12 protein-coding genes are annotated in these 16,002 nt (G+C 72.2%); 3 read left to right on the top strand and 9 right to left on the bottom strand.

Annotation, left to right across the window (positions count from 1 at the left end; translation table 11 throughout):
• Complete coding sequence (locus tag DDV73_RS08815) at positions 1 to 945, bottom strand: 1,4-dihydroxy-2-naphthoyl-CoA synthase (RefSeq protein ID WP_109506872.1); 945 nt, start codon at positions 943 to 945, stop codon at positions 1 to 3.
• A gap of 86 nt (positions 946 to 1,031) precedes the next feature.
• On the opposite strand from DDV73_RS08815, the gene DDV73_RS08820 reads away from it, so the two are divergent.
• Positions 1,032 to 1,466, top strand: a complete 435-nt coding sequence (locus tag DDV73_RS08820; RefSeq protein ID WP_109506873.1) for a nitroreductase family deazaflavin-dependent oxidoreductase — start codon at positions 1,032 to 1,034, stop codon at positions 1,464 to 1,466.
• Positions 1,467 to 1,539: 73 nt separating this feature from the next.
• The gene (locus tag DDV73_RS08825) at positions 1,540 to 2,790 is read left to right on the top strand and encodes a lipase family protein (protein ID WP_109506874.1); all 1,251 of its coding nucleotides are present in this window, start codon (positions 1,540 to 1,542) and stop codon (positions 2,788 to 2,790) included.
• A gap of 165 nt (positions 2,791 to 2,955) precedes the next feature.
• On the opposite strand, the gene DDV73_RS08830 is transcribed toward DDV73_RS08825, so the two are convergent.
• Complete coding sequence (locus DDV73_RS08830) at positions 2,956 to 3,579, bottom strand: ACT domain-containing protein (protein ID WP_109506875.1); 624 nt, start codon at positions 3,577 to 3,579, stop codon at positions 2,956 to 2,958.
• A gap of 274 nt (positions 3,580 to 3,853) precedes the next feature.
• Here DDV73_RS08830 and DDV73_RS08835 point away from each other — a divergent pair, with 274 nt between their 5' ends.
• The gene (locus DDV73_RS08835; protein WP_161962327.1) at positions 3,854 to 4,588 is read left to right on the top strand and encodes a polysaccharide deacetylase family protein; all 735 of its coding nucleotides are present in this window, start codon (positions 3,854 to 3,856) and stop codon (positions 4,586 to 4,588) included.
• Here DDV73_RS08835 and recD read toward each other — a convergent pair.
• Genes recD through DDV73_RS08870 form a run of 7 tightly spaced genes read right to left on the bottom strand, consistent with a single transcriptional unit; the run spans position 4,578 to position 15,926 of the window.
• A complete protein-coding gene (recD, locus tag DDV73_RS08840; RefSeq protein WP_109506877.1) occupies positions 4,578 to 6,389 on the bottom strand; it encodes an exodeoxyribonuclease V subunit alpha in 1,812 nt (603 codons plus the stop codon). The two genes, DDV73_RS08835 and recD, sit on opposite strands and share 11 nt — an antisense overlap.
• Positions 6,386 to 9,736 carry a UvrD-helicase domain-containing protein gene (locus DDV73_RS08845; protein ID WP_109506878.1) on the bottom strand — a complete coding sequence of 1,117 codons (3,351 nt, stop codon included), beginning with the start codon at positions 9,734 to 9,736 and terminating at the stop codon, positions 6,386 to 6,388. Before DDV73_RS08845 ends, recD begins: the two co-directional genes overlap by 4 nt.
• Positions 9,736 to 13,056: an exodeoxyribonuclease V subunit gamma gene (gene recC / locus DDV73_RS08850; RefSeq protein WP_109506879.1), complete on the bottom strand. Its 3,321-nt coding sequence runs from the start codon at positions 13,054 to 13,056 to the stop codon at positions 9,736 to 9,738. The genes DDV73_RS08845 and recC overlap by 1 nt, the downstream gene beginning before the upstream one ends.
• 28 nt (positions 13,057 to 13,084) lie before the next feature.
• On the bottom strand, positions 13,085 to 13,312 hold the full coding sequence (locus DDV73_RS08855; RefSeq protein ID WP_109506880.1) for a hypothetical protein: 228 nt from the start codon (positions 13,310 to 13,312) through the stop codon (positions 13,085 to 13,087).
• The gene (locus DDV73_RS08860) at positions 13,306 to 13,806 is read right to left on the bottom strand and encodes a HEPN domain-containing protein (RefSeq protein ID WP_109506881.1); all 501 of its coding nucleotides are present in this window, start codon (positions 13,804 to 13,806) and stop codon (positions 13,306 to 13,308) included. The genes DDV73_RS08855 and DDV73_RS08860 overlap by 7 nt, the downstream gene beginning before the upstream one ends.
• The gene (locus DDV73_RS08865) at positions 13,799 to 14,515 is read right to left on the bottom strand and encodes a MarR family transcriptional regulator (protein WP_161962328.1); all 717 of its coding nucleotides are present in this window, start codon (positions 14,513 to 14,515) and stop codon (positions 13,799 to 13,801) included. Before DDV73_RS08865 ends, DDV73_RS08860 begins: the two co-directional genes overlap by 8 nt.
• Entirely contained in the window at positions 14,481 to 15,926 is a 1,446-nt protein-coding gene (locus tag DDV73_RS08870) for a S8 family serine peptidase (RefSeq protein ID WP_109506883.1), read from the bottom strand. The genes DDV73_RS08865 and DDV73_RS08870 overlap by 35 nt, the downstream gene beginning before the upstream one ends.
• Positions 15,927 to 16,002: the final 76 nt, after the last annotated feature.

The following is a 16,002-nucleotide window of genomic DNA, read 5'->3' on the forward strand; positions in this document are numbered from 1 at the left end:
TCAGTAGTACCAGGGGTACGGCGACCAGTCGGGGTCGCGCTTCTCGAGGAACTGGTCGCGGCCCTCCTGGGCCTCGTCGGTCATGTAGGCGAGGCGGGTGGTCTCGCCAGCGAAGAGCTGCTGGCCGACCAGGCCGTCGTCGGGAAGGTTGAAGGCGTACTTCAGCATCCGCTGCGCGGTCGGGGACTTGCCGTTGACCAGCCGGCCCCACTCCAGCGCGGTCGCCTCCAGCTCGTCGTGGGGTACGGCGCGGTTGACGGTGCCCATCCGGACGCCGTCCTCGGCGGAGTACTCCTGGGCGAGGAAGAAGATCTCGCGGGCGAACTTCTGGCCGACCTGGCGGGCGAGGTACGCCGACCCGTAGCCGCCGTCGAAGGAGCCGACGTCGGCGTCGGTCTGCTTGAAGCGGGCGTGCTCGGCGCTGGCCAGGGTGAGGTCGCAGACCACGTGCAGCGAGTGGCCGCCGCCGGCGGTCCAGCCGGGGACCACACAGATCACGACCTTGGGCATGAACCGGATCAGCCGCTGGCACTCCAGGATGTGCAGCCGGGCGAGCCGGGCCTTGTCGATCGGGCTCGGCTCCTCAGCGCCGGTGTCGGAGCTGCCGGCCTCGACCGCTTCGTACTGGTAGCCGGCCTTGCCCCGGATCCGCTGGTCGCCGCCGGTACAGAACGACCGCTTGCCGTTCTTGGCCGACGGGCCGTTGCCCGTGAGCAGCACGCAGCCGACGTCGGCGCTCATCCGGGCGTGGTCGAGGACGCGCAGCAGCTCGTCGACGGTGTGCGGCCGGAACGCGTTGAGTACGTCGGGCCGGTCGAACGCGATCCGGACCGTGCCGTGCGCCAGCGCGCGGTGGTACGTGAGGTCGGTCAGGTCCTCGAAGCCCGGCACCTCCTTCCACGCCGAAGGGTCGAAGGTCTCGGAGACTCCCGGCAGCGCACTCATGGCAGCGAACGTTACCGGCCGCGTCGTCCTACTGAGAGAGCGCTATGGCGCTCGCTGAGGGGACGACCCGGTGCTTGGATGGAGCCATGACGACAGCCGACGAGTACGCACCGAGCACGACCGGCTGGGTCCGGCGGCAGGTCGAGCGCTACGAGTCGACGGGCGGCCGCGAGGGCAACAAGGTGACGGGCCGGCCGATCGTGGTGATCACCTCGCGCGGCGCGAAGTCCGGCAAGCTGCGCAAGAACCCGGTGATGCGGGTCGAGCATGACGGTGTGTACGCCGCGGTCGGGTCCTACGGCGGCGCGGTGAAGAACCCCGCCTGGGTCGGCAACTTCCTCGCCGACCCACACGTCCAGCTGCAGGACGGCCCGGAGCCGGCGGCGTACGTCGCACGGCTGGCGAGCGGCGACGAGCGGGCCATGTGGTGGGAGCGCGCGGTGGCCGCCTTCCCGACCTACGCGGCGTACCAGCGGAAGACCAAGCGCGACATCCCGGTCTTCATCCTCGAACGGGAGTAGTAGACCCAGATCCACCCCAGGTCGGGGTGGCAGCGCTCCTGTCTCCGGACACGTTGATTTCTAGCGTCGAGACATGACCTTCACCGCACGCCAGACCACGGCCGGCATCCTCGCCGGCACCACCCTCGCCCTTGCTCTCACTCCGCTCGCCCCCGCCGTCGCGGCGCCAGCTCCGGCTCCGGCACCTGCGGCTGCGGCTGCGGCTGCGGCGGCCGACCGCGGCGACGTCCTCTCGTCGACCAGGATCCTGCGGCTGACCGTGCCGCAGGCGAAGCGGCTACTGAAGAACGCGGGCTACCCGACCACGGAGGTACGCCGGCCGCTGGTCGCCTACCGGCTCAAGTACCGGACCATCACCCGCTCCGGGAAGCCCACCCGCGCCAGCGGTCTGGTCGCCTTCCCGACCACCGGTCCGCGGCGGCTGGAGCCGGTGATCTGGGGCCACGGCACGGTGGCGACGGCCGCCTACGCGCCGTCGACCGACACCAGCGACAGGTACCAGCAGGCGGCGGCGCTGGCGTTCGCGGCCGCGGGTTACGCCGCGGTGGCGCCGGACTATCTCGGCCTCGGAACCGGCGACGGCCGGCCGGCGTACCTCGACAGCAGGACCGAGCGCAGCGCGACCCTCGACCTGCTGACCGCGGCCCGCTCCTTCGCCCGCCGCCACGGACGGCAGCTGGAGCGCGGCGTCAACGTGGCCGGCTTCTCGCAGGGCGCACACGCCGCGATGGTCGTCGGCCGGGCGATCCAGGAGGGCAAGGCGCCTGGATCCCGGCTGGCGGGCCTGGCACCGGTCAGCGGCCCGTACGCCGCGATCGAGGCGGAGCTGCCGGCGATGGTGCATGGCGAGGTGATTCCGAAGCTGGCCACCCTCTACCTCGGCTACGTGCTCACCTCTTGGGACTGGATGCACGGTCTGTACGGCTCGCCGCAGGAGGCGTTCCGGAAGCCGTACGCCGGCTTCGTGACCGGCCTGTACGACGGCACTCACTCCGGTGACGAGGTCTGGAAGCGGATGCCGGACACCCCGGCCGAGCTGCTGACGCCGCGCTGGATGAAGCAGCTGCGGAACCCGACCGGGGCCTTCCTCAAGGCACTGCGGGCGTACGACGGCACCTGCCGCGGCTGGGTGCCGAAGGCACCGACCCGGATGTTCTACACCGGCGGCGACCGCGAGGTGCCGCCCACCAACACCCTGCACTGCGCCAACGACTTCGCACGCTCGGGCTACGCCGTACGCACTCGTGACCTACGGGTCCGCGACCACGTCGGCTCCGGTGCCACAGGTGCCATCGCGGCCATCCGCTTCTTCCGCAGCCACTGACCCGGCTCTTGTCTACGCTCAGGAACGCTGACCCGGCCTGACTTCACACCGAGACGCGCTGACCCGGCTCTTGTTCACCGAATTTTCGTCAACACGGGCCGGGTCAGCGCCGACAGACGTGAACACAAGCCGGGTCGGCGTGCTTGGAGGTGAAGACGGGCCGGGTCAGGTGGTGGCGGAGCGGGCGATGGAGCCGGCGAGGGTGACCAGGTGGCCGAGGCGAGCGAGCTCGGAGTCGAGGATCTCGGGGCCGCCGCGGCGGGCGATGACCACGATCTCGTTGGTGTCCAGCGGGGCGGCGGCGATGACGTTGTCATCGTCGTCGCCGTACACCCGGGCGGCGCGCTTGAGGTCGTGCCACTCGAACCTCTCGGGAGCGGCGTTGGTGGCGTGCACGATCTCCGCGCCGTTCTCGGTACGCCGGACCCGGGCGCCCCAGTCGGCGCGGAAGGTGGCGGGCAGCAGGTCGATCAGCCGGTCCAGGGCGGTGGCCGGGTGTGCGGTGAGCTCCTCGACGGCTTCCAGGTCGAGGAAGAGGTTGCCGCCGGCGGCGTACCGAGAGATCCAGACCACCTTCACGCCGTCCAGCGAGTTACAGGCCGACACGATCGAGTCCGGCATGGTGCCGGCAGCGGTCTCCAGGAGCACATCGTCGACGGCCATGCCGTCGGCGCGGTGTTCGACAATCTCGATCGCATCGATGTCGCCACCGGCCTCACCGATGGCCGACGCGACTCGGCCCAGAGACCCCGGAACGTCCGGAAGCTCCACGCGCAGCAGGAACGGCATCTCGCCTCCTCATCCAGCGGACCCCCGACCATAGCCGTCGCGGGTACGGCTAGGTAAAGCGCCTTCCGGGCAAATCCGCCTCCCGCCATCATGACCTGCCTGGCCCAGCCCTGGACGGCGAAGGGATCAGAGTCTCAGGGATTGGTGTGATCTTTTCACTTTGGCGAATCCGGCTCCCCCAGCCAGGCACGAGATCCGCCGAACCAACCCGCCAGGCCCGGCGTCAGAGGAGCATCAAGATGAGTTGAGGAATTGGGGGATTCCGATGCACCGAGTGTCCAGGTCATTCAGCATGGCCGCCGCGGCCGCCCTGCTCGTGGTCGTCGGCGTGCTGGTCGCCACCGGCCAGACCACGTCCGCCGCCAAGTCGCCTGCCCAGGCACCCGCCCAAGCGGCGGAGCGGCCCTACTGCGAGCGCTTCAAGTGCGTGGCGATCACGTACGACGACGGGCCGGCGGCGCCGACCGGCCGCCTGCTCACGACGCTGCGCCAGAAGCGGGCGAAGGCGACCTTCTTCGTGCTCGGCCAGCAGGTCGCGGCGCGCCCCAAGCTGGCCCGCCGGATCGTCCGCAACGGTCACCAGATCGGCGTCCACACCTGGGACCACCCGGACCTGACCCGGCTCAACTCGGCCGGGGTACGCCGGCAGCTGTGGCGAACCATCGATGCGATCGAGCACGCGACCGACGTCCGCACGCACCTGATGCGGCCGCCGTACGGCGCGACCGACGCCACCGTGAAGGAGGCCGCCCGCCGTGCCAAGCTCGCCCAGATCCTGTGGTCGGTCGACACCGAGGACTGGCGCGTCCGCGACGCCGACATCGTCGTCCGCCGAGTGCTGAGCCAGGCCCGCCGGGGCTCGATCGTGCTGATGCACGACATCCACCCGACGACCGCGGACGCGGCCGGGCGGATCATCGACGGGCTGCGGGCGCGCGGCTTCCGGCTGGTGACGGTGTCGAAGCTGCTCGGCGCGACCAAGCCGGGCGAGGTCTACTTCAGCCGCTGACGTCGTCGGAGAGCCGCTGCCGCAGACCGCTGGCTCGCAGCGCCCGGCGGGCGACGGCGGCGCGCACCGCGCTCTCGCTGCCGACCACCCGCACCTTGTGCCGGGCCCGGGTGACCGCGGTGTAGAACAGCTCCCGGGTCAGCAGCCGGGAGTCCTCGTCGGGCAGCAGTACGGTCACGTGGTCGGCCTGGCTGCCCTGGCTCTTGTGAATGGTCAGCGCGTGCATGGTCTCCACGTCGCTCAGCCGCGGTGTCGCGAAGTCGAGCAGCCCGGCGCTGCCCGAGATCATCGCCCGCAGGCTGCCGTCGGGCCGCCGGACGACGACACCGGTGTCGCCGTTGTAGACCCCGAGCGCGTAGTCGTTGGCGGTCACCATCAGCGGCCGCCCGGCGTACCACTGCGGCCAGTAGTCGGTCCGCTCCACCTCGGCGAGCCAGCGCTCGATCTGCGCGTTCCAGTGGTGTACGCCGCGCAGTCCGTCGCGGTGGGCGCACAGCAGCCGGTGCCGGTCCAGCGCCGCCACCGCCGCCTCGGCGTCGCCGCGCAGCGCGGCCGCCCGGGTGGCGGTCGCGGCCGCCAGCACGTCGTCCCGCAGCGCCTCGGCCGGGTCGCCGGTGACCAGCTCGACCTCCGCGCTCCCGGCCCGCAGTACCTCGAGCACCTCGTCCGCGTCGCCGCGTCGCAGTGCCGCCGCCAGCCGGCCGATCTCGGCGCCAAAGCGGTGGGTGGTGGCGAGCGTCGCCACCGGAGAGTCTGTGTTGCCGGGGCGACCGGCGTACCCGGCGACCAGGTCGGACAGCACCGCACCCGCGTCGACCGAGGTCAGCTGGTCGGCATCGCCGACGAAGATCAGCCGGGTGTCGGGCCGGACCGCTTCGAGCAGCCGGGCCATCATCGTCAGCGACACCATCGACGCCTCGTCCACCACGACCACGTCGTGGCCGAGCCGGTTGGCGCGGTCGTGGCGGAAGCGGGTGGTGTTGTCGGGTCGCCAGCCGAGCAGCCGGTGCAGGGTCATCGCCTGCAGCCCGCCGGCCCCGGCACCGTCGACCAGTTGGCGCAGCAGCTCCTGGTCGGCCACCGGCATCCGGCCCAGCTCGGTCGTCACCGACTCCTGCAGCCGGGCCGCGGCCTTGCCGGTAGGTGCGGTGAGCGCGATCGACGGCGCCCGGCCGGTCGAGTTGGCGATCCGCGCCTGGTCGGCGACCAGGGCGAGCAGGCCGGCGACGGTGGTCGTCTTGCCGGTGCCGGGACCGCCGGTCAGCACCGTGGTCCACTGGCCGACCGCATGCCGGGCGGCGGCGCGCTGCTCGTCGTACCCGTTGGGTGGGAAGACCCGGGCGAGCGCCGCCGCCAGCTGTTCCTCGTCGACGGCCGGCGGATCCTGGGCGGCGCGGGCAGCGAGATCGTCGCGGACCTGGACCTCCTGCCGGTGGTAGCGGTCCAGGTAGAGCAGCTCGAACTCCACCCTGACCACGCCCTGTTCGGCCAGTGGCGAGGCGGCAACCGCATCCAGCCACGCTCCGGGCTCCGGCCAGGGCGACAGCTCGGCGCCGGCGTCCGGCTCGAGGTCGGCGGCGACGGTCTTGAGGTCGACGCAGACCGAGCCGTGCCGGACCGCGCGTACCGCCAGCGCCACCGCGAGGGCGACGCGCGGGTCGTCGTCGCTGGCAAGCTCGGCCAGCCGGGTCGCGACGTGTACGTCGGACGCCTCGATCACGCCGGCCCGGTTGAACTCGCGCAGCAGCCCGGTAGCACCGGCGGCCAGGCGGGCGTCGTAGGGATCCAGGAGCTCGGTCATCGCGCCACCACCCCGTCCGGCCGGACGCCGTCCAGCAGCGCCGACAGTTCCTCGACAAGCGCCACCGGCGCCTTCCAGGCGAACACCCCGCACGGCTGACCGTCGACCACCGGCGTCTCCGCGCCGCACATGCCACGCAGGTAGAGATAGAGGACGCCGCCGAGGTGGCGCTCCGGGTCGTACCCGGCCAGCCGCCAGCGCAGGTAGCGGTGCAGCGCCACCGAGTAGAGCAGCGCCTGCAGCGGGTAGTCCGAGTGGCCCATCGCCCCGGCCAGCATCTCCGGCCGGTAGTCCCAGGCGGTCAGCGGAGCCTCGTCGTCGAGGGCGCCCAGCCAGTTGGTCTTGTAGTCCGCGAGTAGGTAGCGGGCGTCCGCGCCGGTGCCGACCCGGAGCACGACGTCGACCGAGCCGGTGAGGTACCCGCGCAGCGGCTGCTCCCCCAGCACCGGGTCGGCGAGGGCATCCGCGAACGCCCGCACCGGGTCGCCCTCGGCGAGGTGCCGGCGCAGGATCGGGGCCAGGTCGCCGAGCGCGACGGCGTCCGCGTCGTACTCGCGGAGGTCGCCACCCGCCAGCGGCAGCTCGAAGTCCATCTCGCACAGCCGCTCGCTCCGCGGCAGCCGGCGCAGCGTGATGTCGTCGACGAGCGGGCCGAGCGGGGTGTCGCAGACCTTCACCAGCGCGTCCGCCAGCTCCTCCCGGTCCAGCTCGACCGGCCACCGCACCACCTGCTCGTCGATGTGCCGCAGGAACTCGGCGTGCAGGTCGTGGGCCGACGGGTCGGCCACCTCGAGTACGCCGTGCACCAGCGACCCGAACGTCGCTCCCACCGGGAGCGTCGCCATCGGCGACACCACCTGGGCCTCGGGTCGGTGGTCGAGTAGGTCGCTCTGCGACCGTATCGAGACCTCCGACTCATCCAGCTTGCCGGCGTCCTCGGGTTCGCTGACGACGTCGGCGCGGGGGGCGGTCTCGACGGCGGTCAGGGACGAGTACGACGTACGGCGCCAGGCCAGGTCGATCTCGCGGGTGAACCGGCGTAGCTCCAGCGCGGGCGGCGGGTCGGCGGCGACCTCCGGCAGGCCGGCCAGCGGCCGCGCCTCTTCGACGACGGGTCCACCCGCGCCCTGCCAGGCCGCGAAGATCCGGGCCGCCTCGTCGTCGGGACGCAGCGGCGTCTCGTCGGGCACCACCGACATCCCCGGGCGGCGGCCGAGCAGCATTCGGTGCAGCGGCGAGGAGGAGGTGTTCCGGGTCGGCGCCCACCAGGTCACGACCTGCGACTGGGCCCGGGTCATCGCGACGTACAGCAGCCGCAGCCACTCGCCGGCGTCCTCGGCCAGCGCCCGGCCGATCGCGTCCGACCAGCCCGCGCCACCGCCGCCGACGTTCACACAGCGGTCCCCCGAGGCGTCGTGGAACAGCGGGGTGCGCGGGTCGTCGAGCCGGCGGTCGGCGGCCGACGGCAGGTAGACCACGGGGTACTGCAGCCCCTTGCTGGCATGGATCGTCACCAGCTGTACGGCGGCCGCGTCGCTGTCGAGGCGACGGGTCCGCTCGGCACCGCGGCCGGCCCTGCCGTCGGTGGCCTGGGCGCGCAGCCAGGTCAGCAGCTGCACCAGCCCGAGCCGCTCTCGGAGCGCGGTCTCGTGGAGCACCTCGGCGATGTGGCGGAGGTCGGTGAGCTGCCGCTCGCCGCCGACCAGCGCCAGCACCCGGCCCGGCAGCCCGGCAGCGGTCACCGCCTCGAACACCGCAGCGATCCCGCGCCGGGCCAGGATGTCGGCCCAGATGCGCAGCTGCTGGGCGACTCGGTCGGTGAGCTCGTCGCCACCCTCGTCGAGCCGGCGGGCGTCGTACCCGATCAGGCTGGTGAGCGCCGCGGCCCGCACCCGCGCACTCCGGTGCGGCTGCTCGAGCGCCTCCAGCAGCGTCACCCACTCGCCGGCCGCCGGGGTCGCGAAGACGCTGCCGCCGCCCGCGATCACCGCCGGGATACCGAGCTCGTGGAGCGCCTCGCGGGCGGCCGCGAGGTCGAGGTGCCGGTAGGCGATCACCGCGATGTCGCGGCGCTCCAGCGGCCGTCCGTCGTACGTCGCGTCCGAGGCCAGCAGCCGGGCGATGTCGAGCGCCAGGTCCTGGGCGATCTTCGGCCGGGTCTGGCCGACCAGGAGTGGCGCGTTGCCCTTGCGCCTGAAGTCCTCCCGCGTCACCACTCGCAGCCGGAGTGGCGCGTTGACGGGGGAGCCGGCCAGCCGGGCAGCGTCGTGCTGCGCCTCGACCGGGTGTACGACGATCGCCTCGTCGCCCAGCGCCGCGCCCTCGAACAGCACCTGGCTTGCGGCCAGCAGCGGCGCGTCCGCGCGCCAGTTGACCGCCAGCGTCTGCTTGGTGGTGGCGGTCGCGGCGGCTTGGAGGTAGGTGGTGACGTCGCCGCCGCGGAACGCGTAGATCGCCTGCTTGGGGTCGCCGATCAGCACCATCGTGGCGTGGCCGGTGAAGGCGCGGTCGAGGACCTGCCACTGCACCGGGTCGGTGTCCTGGAACTCGTCGACCAGCACGATCCGCCACCGCGCCCGCATCCGCGCCCGTGCCGGCGCGTCCTCATGATCGAGGGCGTCGGCGAGCTGGCTGAGCAGGTCGTCGTAGCTGAGGATGCCGAGCCGGCGCTTGCGGCGCTCCATCTCGGCCCGGACGGCGCGGGCGAACGACACCCGCCGGCCCGGGGTCGTGGTCGGTGGCTCGGCGGCCGGCTCCAGCCGGGCCTGCGGGTCGCCGATCGCGGTCCGGGCGATCGCCAGCGCCTGGGCACGGGTGAACTCGGGCCGGCCGTCGGCGTACGCGAAGGCGCGGAGGTAGAGGTCGTCGACCACCTCGACCAGCAGGTCGTCGAGGTCCTCGACCAGCCGGGCCTGAGCGTCGGTGTCGCCGGCAACGCCGAGCGAGCCGAGGACCAGGCTGCAGAACTGGTGAGTGGTGGCGATCGTCGCCGCATCGAACGAGGTCAGCGCATCCCGGATCCTTCTGTGGCGGGCGTTGAGCGTCGCCTCGTCGCCGTCGAGCAGCAGGTCGATCAGGTCGCTCGCGGTCCGCTTGCCCTCGCCGTACGCGCTCGGGTCGGCCAGCGCCCGCGCCGCCTCGACCAGCTGCGCACGCACCCGCTCCCGGAGTTCCTGGCTGGCGGCACGCCCGAACGTCACCACCAGCATCTCCTCGAGCCGGGCGTGGCCCTCGGCGATGTACCGCGCCACAAGCGCGCCGATCGTCCAGGTCTTGCCGGTGCCGGCGCTCGCCTCCAGCAGCGTGGTGCCGGTCGGCAGCGGGCCGCGGATGTCGAAGGTATCCATCAGAGGGGACCCACCTTCTCGGCGCCGGTGAGCAGCGGGCCCCACACCCGCCAGGCCAGGTCGGGCAGGCCGGCGTCGACCAGCCGCTGCAGCGATGCTCGCTCGCCCCATACCCGGACGTGGGCGGCATCGGCGTCCTCGCCCTGGATGCCCCACTCGTTGTTGGGGTCGGTGCGCCATTCGCGCTCGGCTGCTTGGTACGGCGTGACGTCGGCGCCGCGCTCGGCACGGTGCTGCGCCTCCGCCCAGGCCAGCCCGGTCTTCACCGGCAGCGGCAGGGGTGCGGTCAGGCCCAGGTCGTAGACCGCGACCAGGTCGCGCAGCCAGTCGGCGGCACGGTGGTCCAGCGGCCCCGCCTCGGCGGCCTGCGGCCCGGCCTTCGCCTTGCCGACCGCGTGCGCCCACCAGCTCTCGTCGGGGTGCCCGGCGCTGAGCGCGAGCAGGTCGAGCCAGGACAGCAGCCTCTGCCGCGCCCGCAGCGAGGAGTAGCCGAGCTGCAGCACCCGGTTGCCGTAGACCCCAGGCACCGTCCCGACCAGCCGGCGACCGCCCCCGAGGACGAGGTCGACGTCGACGATCCGGGGAGTGCCGGTGCGCAGGTGCGCGGTGCCGGCGTACAGCTTCTGCGCCTCGTCGGCGATCTCGCGCAGGCTGCCGTCGCCGAGTCGCCCCGGCGGCATCGATCCGCGGAGCAGCTCCGCGGTCAGCACCGACTCCGGCGCCGCGCCGGCCATCACGTCGCTCAGCAGCCGGTCGCCGACCGCCCACTTCTCCAGCCCGTCGAGGTCGATCGGGATCGCGTCGCCGACCGCGTCGGTCTCCCAGGAGGTGGCCACGTCGAGCCGCTGGCGCAGGAACTCGCGGGCCGGGTGGCCGAAGAACCGCTTCAGGTCGGCCAGCGAGACCACGCCCGGCGGACGCTCCGGCAGCGGCTCCTCCAGGAACGGCGGCCGCCGGGTCCGTACCCCGGTCGCCGCCCGCGCCCCGGCGAGCGCCGCCTGGTCGAAGCTGAACCCGGCGAGATTGCGCGCGTCGTACGGCTGGAGCGGGTGCCGGGTCCGGACCCGGTCGGTGATCGGCTCGGACGTCGTGCGGTCCAGGGCGTCCAGCAGCTCGCCGAGCGGTACGGCGGGTGGACGTTTCGCGCCGGAGTGCTCGTCGGCGCCGGTGTAGGTGATCACCAGGTGGTCGCGGGCGGCCAGCACCGCGTCGAGCAGCAGCTGGCGGTCCTCGCTGCGGACGTCGCGCTCGCCGGTGACCGGGCGGCGGGCGAGCACGTCGTCGCCGTCGATGCCGGCCACTCTCGGGAAGACGCCGTCGTCGAGCCCTACCAGGCAGACCACGCGGTGCGGGACCGAGCGCATCGGCACCATCGTGCAGACGGTGAGCGCACCGGTGCGGAAGTTGGCCCGGGTCGGCCGGCCGCCGAGCCGGCTGGTCAGCAGCGCCCGCACGTCGGCCAGCCGCAGCTTGGTGCCGAGACCAACGCCGGCCGCCTCGGTCGCCCGCGCCAGCTCCCTCTCGAGCTGGGTGCGCTGCCACGCGTCGCTGGCGGGTACGGCGGTCAGCCCGGCCACGCCCTCGTCGAGCGCGCTCATCCACTCCGCGACGCCGGTCGCGTCGTCGAGCGCGCGCAGGCAGCGGCCCAGCCGGTCGGCGTACTCGGTGAGCCGCCCGACCAGCTCCACGTCGTTGCTGCCGACGTCGTCGACCGGGAGCGCGTGGGAGAGGTAGGTGAGCTCGTCGCCGGACATCGCGACGCCGAGCAGGATCCGGTCGAGGCCGGCCCGCCAGGTGTTGTGGCCGAACTTCTCCATCGAGAACCGGCCGCGCCGCTCCGCGTCCAGCCCCCAGCGGATCCCGGACTCGGCCACCCAGCCGGCGATCCGGGCCAGGTCGTCGTCATCCCACCCGAACCGGCGGCGTACCGCCTCGTGGCCGGCAAGGTCGAGCACCTCGCTCGCCGTCACCCGGCCGCCGGCGAGCTCGATCAGCGTCGCCGCCACCCCGAGCAGCGGGTTGGTGCTGGACAGCGCCCGGTCGGCGAGCTGGACCCGCAGCCCGTGAGCCGGGTGCCCGCCCTCCTCGACCACGCCGGCCAGCCCGAAACCGGCCGAGATCAGCGGCGCGTAGGTCTCGATGTCGGGGCACATCACCACGATGTCCCACGGCTGCAGTGTCGGGTCGTCCTCCAGCAGCCCGGTCAGCACCTCACGCAGCACGTCCACCTGCCGCGACGCGCTGTGACACGCATGCACCTGCACCGACCTGTCGCCGTCGGCCAGCACCCGTTCGGATCGCTCGTCGGTCGTCGGCTCCCGGTTGCTCCGCAGGTCCGCCTGCAGCCACTGCAGCACGCCGGGTGGTCGAGCAGGTTGCGCAGCAACCGTCGTCGAGACCACGTCCTCGGCCTCCCCCGCCAGCGTCAGGGTCCGCTGCAGCTCCCGAGCGTCGCGGCCGAGCGCGGCGAGCAGCGGATGCCCGGCGTACGCCGCGGAGTCGTCGTCGGCACGCGGCACCGGGCCCTCGGCGACCAGCGGCGCCAGGTCGTCCCACAGCTGCGGCGAGGCCTGCGGCAGCCAGAGATGTACGTCGCGGAGCCGGCCCAGCGCACCCAGCAGCTCGGCCTCGGTCGCCGGGATCCGGGTGTGCCCGAACAGCGACAGCCGCGCCGGCAGGTCCAGCGACTCGTCGCCGTCGCGCAGCCGGGCCACGGTCTGGGCTTGCCGCACGTCCGGCGCCGGCTCGCCGACCCGCACCACCAGCCGCCGCCACAGCTCGGCCTGCCACACCAGGTCCGGCTCAAGCGCGCCACCCACCCCGTCGGTGTCTCGGCCCTCCCGCCAGTCGGCCACCAGCTGCGGCCGCTGCGCGGCGTACGAGGCGAACAGGCCCGCCAGCCGCCTCGCCACGGAGTAGCGCCGGCTCTGCCGGTGCACGCCGTCCTCGCCCGCGTCGGCGTACCCGAGGTGCGCGCTCAACGTCGCGAACACCGGATCCCCCGCGCACCCGTCGATCACCTCCAGCAGTGGCCAGACCAGCCGGTCCGGCGCCCAGATGTCGTCGTTCTCGCGGCCGAGCAGCAGCGCGGTCAGCGAATGCGGTGACAGGAACCGCACCCCCGCACAGATCCCGTCGCTGCCCCGCTCGCCCGCACCCAGCCGGTGCGACAGCCGCTGCGTCAGCCACCGCTCCACCCCCCGCGCCGGCACCACCACGACCTCCTCCGCCAGCGGGTCCGGCAGCGGCGTCGCCAACAGCTCGCCGAGCCCGTCGGCAAGCACGTCGGTCCGCTCCGCGCGGTGGAGGTACAAGGTCACGCCTGAACCCTAGGGGGACGCACCGACGTCACACGGCAGTACGCACGTCCGCGACCAGCTCACGGGTCACCAGGTCGACAACGACCACCCTGCCGCCGGGATGGTGGACAGTGAGCAGGCCTTCGTGTCGACGGACCCCGAACGGCACGCCGAACCCGTCCCCGCTGACGACACACTCGACCGCACACGGCCCGCCCGGCGCGTCGAACTTTCCATCCGTCTGTGCAAGACGCGACTGCTCGTCCGAGGTCACCACGGACCCAGCCTCGGGAGGAGCTTTCGCATGATGTCGACGATGTCGCGAGCATCCTGGAGGCTGTCCTCTGCCTCCTCGGCGGTGATTGGCAGAGTGTCGAGGCTCGGGTACTCATTGTCGTTCCGGCGCCGGCGGAGCATTCGGAAGGCGCGGATGACGTGACGGACGTTCGGGCCGAGCTGAGCCTCGACGGCTTCCTGCACAGCAAGGTGTCCTCCGGCCCGCGTCGGTCGAAGTCCCTGCTTGGCGAGGGCGGCCGTCAATGCGAGGCGAGCTGCGTCGTACAGCAGGTTGTACGCCGAAGAAGGATGGACCTCGGTTAGCGGCGCCGCCGCCTGCAGGTGACCTTCGGCCTGGCTGATGAGCAGGCCGGCGTGGTCCGGAGACGCCTGAACCAGCTCGAGTTCGCCACGCTCGATCATCCCTGACACGTCGTCCGCGCCAAGTGGCCAGCGGCCGGGCTCGATAGAGACTCCCGACTTCGGATCACTCATCAGTGCCTCCGTTCCCGATCAGGGTCACAGTCGGTCGACTGCTCAAAGTTCGTTTGAAGGCGCTGTCGTCCGCCGCCCAGGTCTCGGGGGCTACTCGGCGAATGTTGACCTCTCGCCGGAGCTGTCTTTCGGCCTGTTCGGCGACGTCGTCGAGCGCGCCGCGCTCTGGAGTCCCGATGACAAGGACGTCGATGTCACCCGGAACCGGTCCTGACTGCCCGTCGTACCGTGCCGCCCAGGAGCCGTAGATGATTGCCTGGTCCACACCCGGCACAGTGCCGAGCAGATCCCGCAGTACGCCCACCGGCCCGAAGGTGACCGCCATCAGGTCCGCGAGTGGACGGTACACAGGGTTGTCGGTGTCAGCGCGCACTAACCGGGTGTTACCCATGCGCCGCTCGCGTACGAGGCCGCCGGCAGCCAACCGATCCACCTCGCGCATGACAGTTGCCGGTGACGTCCGAACCGCCTCGGCGATCTCGACCAGGCTGAACTCGTTCTCCGGATTGAGCATGATCCAGGCGACGATGTCGCCCTGAACCCGCGACCGCAGTAGCGGCAGCACGCTTGGCCCGGGGCTTTTCATAAAAACGAGGATAGCATCGCTTTTATGAAAAGCGACGGCACGGCCCCGCAGAACGAGGCCGTGCCGTCTGTTTGTGGTGCCAGTGTCTTTAGCGTACGGCGCCTGCCGCGGCGACGACGTCAACCAGGCCGTAGCCCTTGTCGAACGAGGTGCCGCCGTCGTACGGCGCACCGTTGGTGAACTTGTGTGCGGTCGACTTGAGCGCGTTCTCGATCTGGGCCGGCGTCGCGTTGGGGTTGGCCTGGAAGAGCTGGGCCACGATGCCGGAGATGTGCGGGCACGCCATCGACGTACCGCTGATCGTGTTGAACGTGCCGATGTCGAGCAGGCCGGGACCGTTCTTGAAGTCCAGGCCGGTCGAGCAGATCGGCAGGTAGAGCCGGCAGGACGAGGTGATCGACTCACCGGGCGCGGAGATGTCCGGCCAGGTCGACTTGTTCGCCGCCGCCCCGCGCGAGGAGAAGTCGGAGACGACGCCGTTGCGGGTGCCGGTGTTCTGGTCGAAGTACGACGCCACCGAGATGATGCCGGGCGTCTGGTCCTGGCCGGGCGGGTTGGTGGTGCTCGCCGTACCGTCGCCACCGGAGTTGCCGGCCGCCCACACGGTGACGACGCCCTCAGCCGCGAGCGCCCGCTGGATCTTCACGGTCGCGGAGTTCGGGTCGAACGTGCCCTCGCTGCCGTAGGAGTTGCTGGTCACCTTGATCGGCGGGCAGGTGGACGCGGGCACGCCGGCACCGCACGGCGCCTTGTGGTTCTCCAGCACCCAGTTGAGCGAGGCATCGGCTCCCAGCACCAGCAGCGCGGCGCCGGCCGAGATCGACACCAGGCTGGCGCCCGGAGCGGCACCCTGCAGCTTCTCGCCCGAGGTCAGCGTGGTCGGCCGGCCGGCGACGATGCCGTTGACATGGGTGCCGTGGCCACCGAGCGCGGTGGTGTCGGTGTCGACGATGTTCGGCACCTTCACGACCTGACACAGCGTCTCGGTGGGGTCGCACAGCGTGCGCAGGTTGGCTACGACCGCGGAGCTGCCGTCGGCGTTCTTCAGGTAGGGATGCGTCGGGTCGACGCCCGTGTCGATGACCGCGACTGAGACGCCCTTGCCGGTCAGCTTGGTGCCGTCGGCACCGGTCAGCGTCTGGGTGGCTTCGTAGCCGCGAGTGGCGATGTTGGACGTGTTCTGGTGCAGCTTGATCGGCGCGTTGCCCTCGACGTACTCGACGCCGGCGAGGCCACGCACCGCCTCGATCTGCGCCTTGGTCCCGCGGGCGGCGACGATGCCGACCTTCTTGAAGGCGGTCACCTTGGTCATGCCGGCGGCCGCGACCGCCTGGTTGGCGTCGGCGAGGGTGTCGCCGTGGACCAGGACGGTGGTCCGAGCGCCGCCGGTCAGGGTCTTGAGCTGCTTGCTGAGGTACGGCGACACGGCGGCAAGGCCGTCGTCTGCACCCGTGGCGGAGGGTGCGGTCAGGCCGGTCGCGACGAGGACCGCCGCGGCACCGACGGTCAGTGCTGTAGGTATGCGAAAGCGCACGGTGAGCTTCTTTCTCCCAGCACCCCCACCCGCAGCCAGGAATCTTGCGGGGCTCCGTCCCGTCGGAGCGTGGGGT

It is taken from the genome of Nocardioides speluncae, from assembly GCF_003121585.1.
Classification (GTDB): domain Bacteria; phylum Actinomycetota; class Actinomycetes; order Propionibacteriales; family Nocardioidaceae; genus Nocardioides; species Nocardioides speluncae.

What these genes read in the sequence shown, in the direction of transcription:
- DDV73_RS08815 (WP_109506872.1), bottom strand. Translation starts at nt 945, where the DNA reads ATGAGTGCGCTGCCGGGAGTCTCCGAGACCTTCGACCCTTCGGCGTGG.
- DDV73_RS08860 (WP_109506881.1), bottom strand. Translation starts at nt 13,806, where the DNA reads ATGAGTGATCCGAAGTCGGGAGTCTCTATCGAGCCCGGCCGCTGGCCA.
- DDV73_RS08820 (WP_109506873.1), top strand. Translation starts at nt 1,032, where the DNA reads ATGACGACAGCCGACGAGTACGCACCGAGCACGACCGGCTGGGTCCGG.
- DDV73_RS08830 (WP_109506875.1), bottom strand. Translation starts at nt 3,579, where the DNA reads ATGCCGTTCCTGCTGCGCGTGGAGCTTCCGGACGTTCCGGGGTCTCTG.
- recD (WP_109506877.1), bottom strand. Translation starts at nt 6,389, where the DNA reads ATGACCGAGCTCCTGGATCCCTACGACGCCCGCCTGGCCGCCGGTGCT.
- DDV73_RS08825 (WP_109506874.1), top strand. Translation starts at nt 1,540, where the DNA reads ATGACCTTCACCGCACGCCAGACCACGGCCGGCATCCTCGCCGGCACC.
- DDV73_RS08845 (WP_109506878.1), bottom strand. Translation starts at nt 9,736, where the DNA reads ATGGATACCTTCGACATCCGCGGCCCGCTGCCGACCGGCACCACGCTG.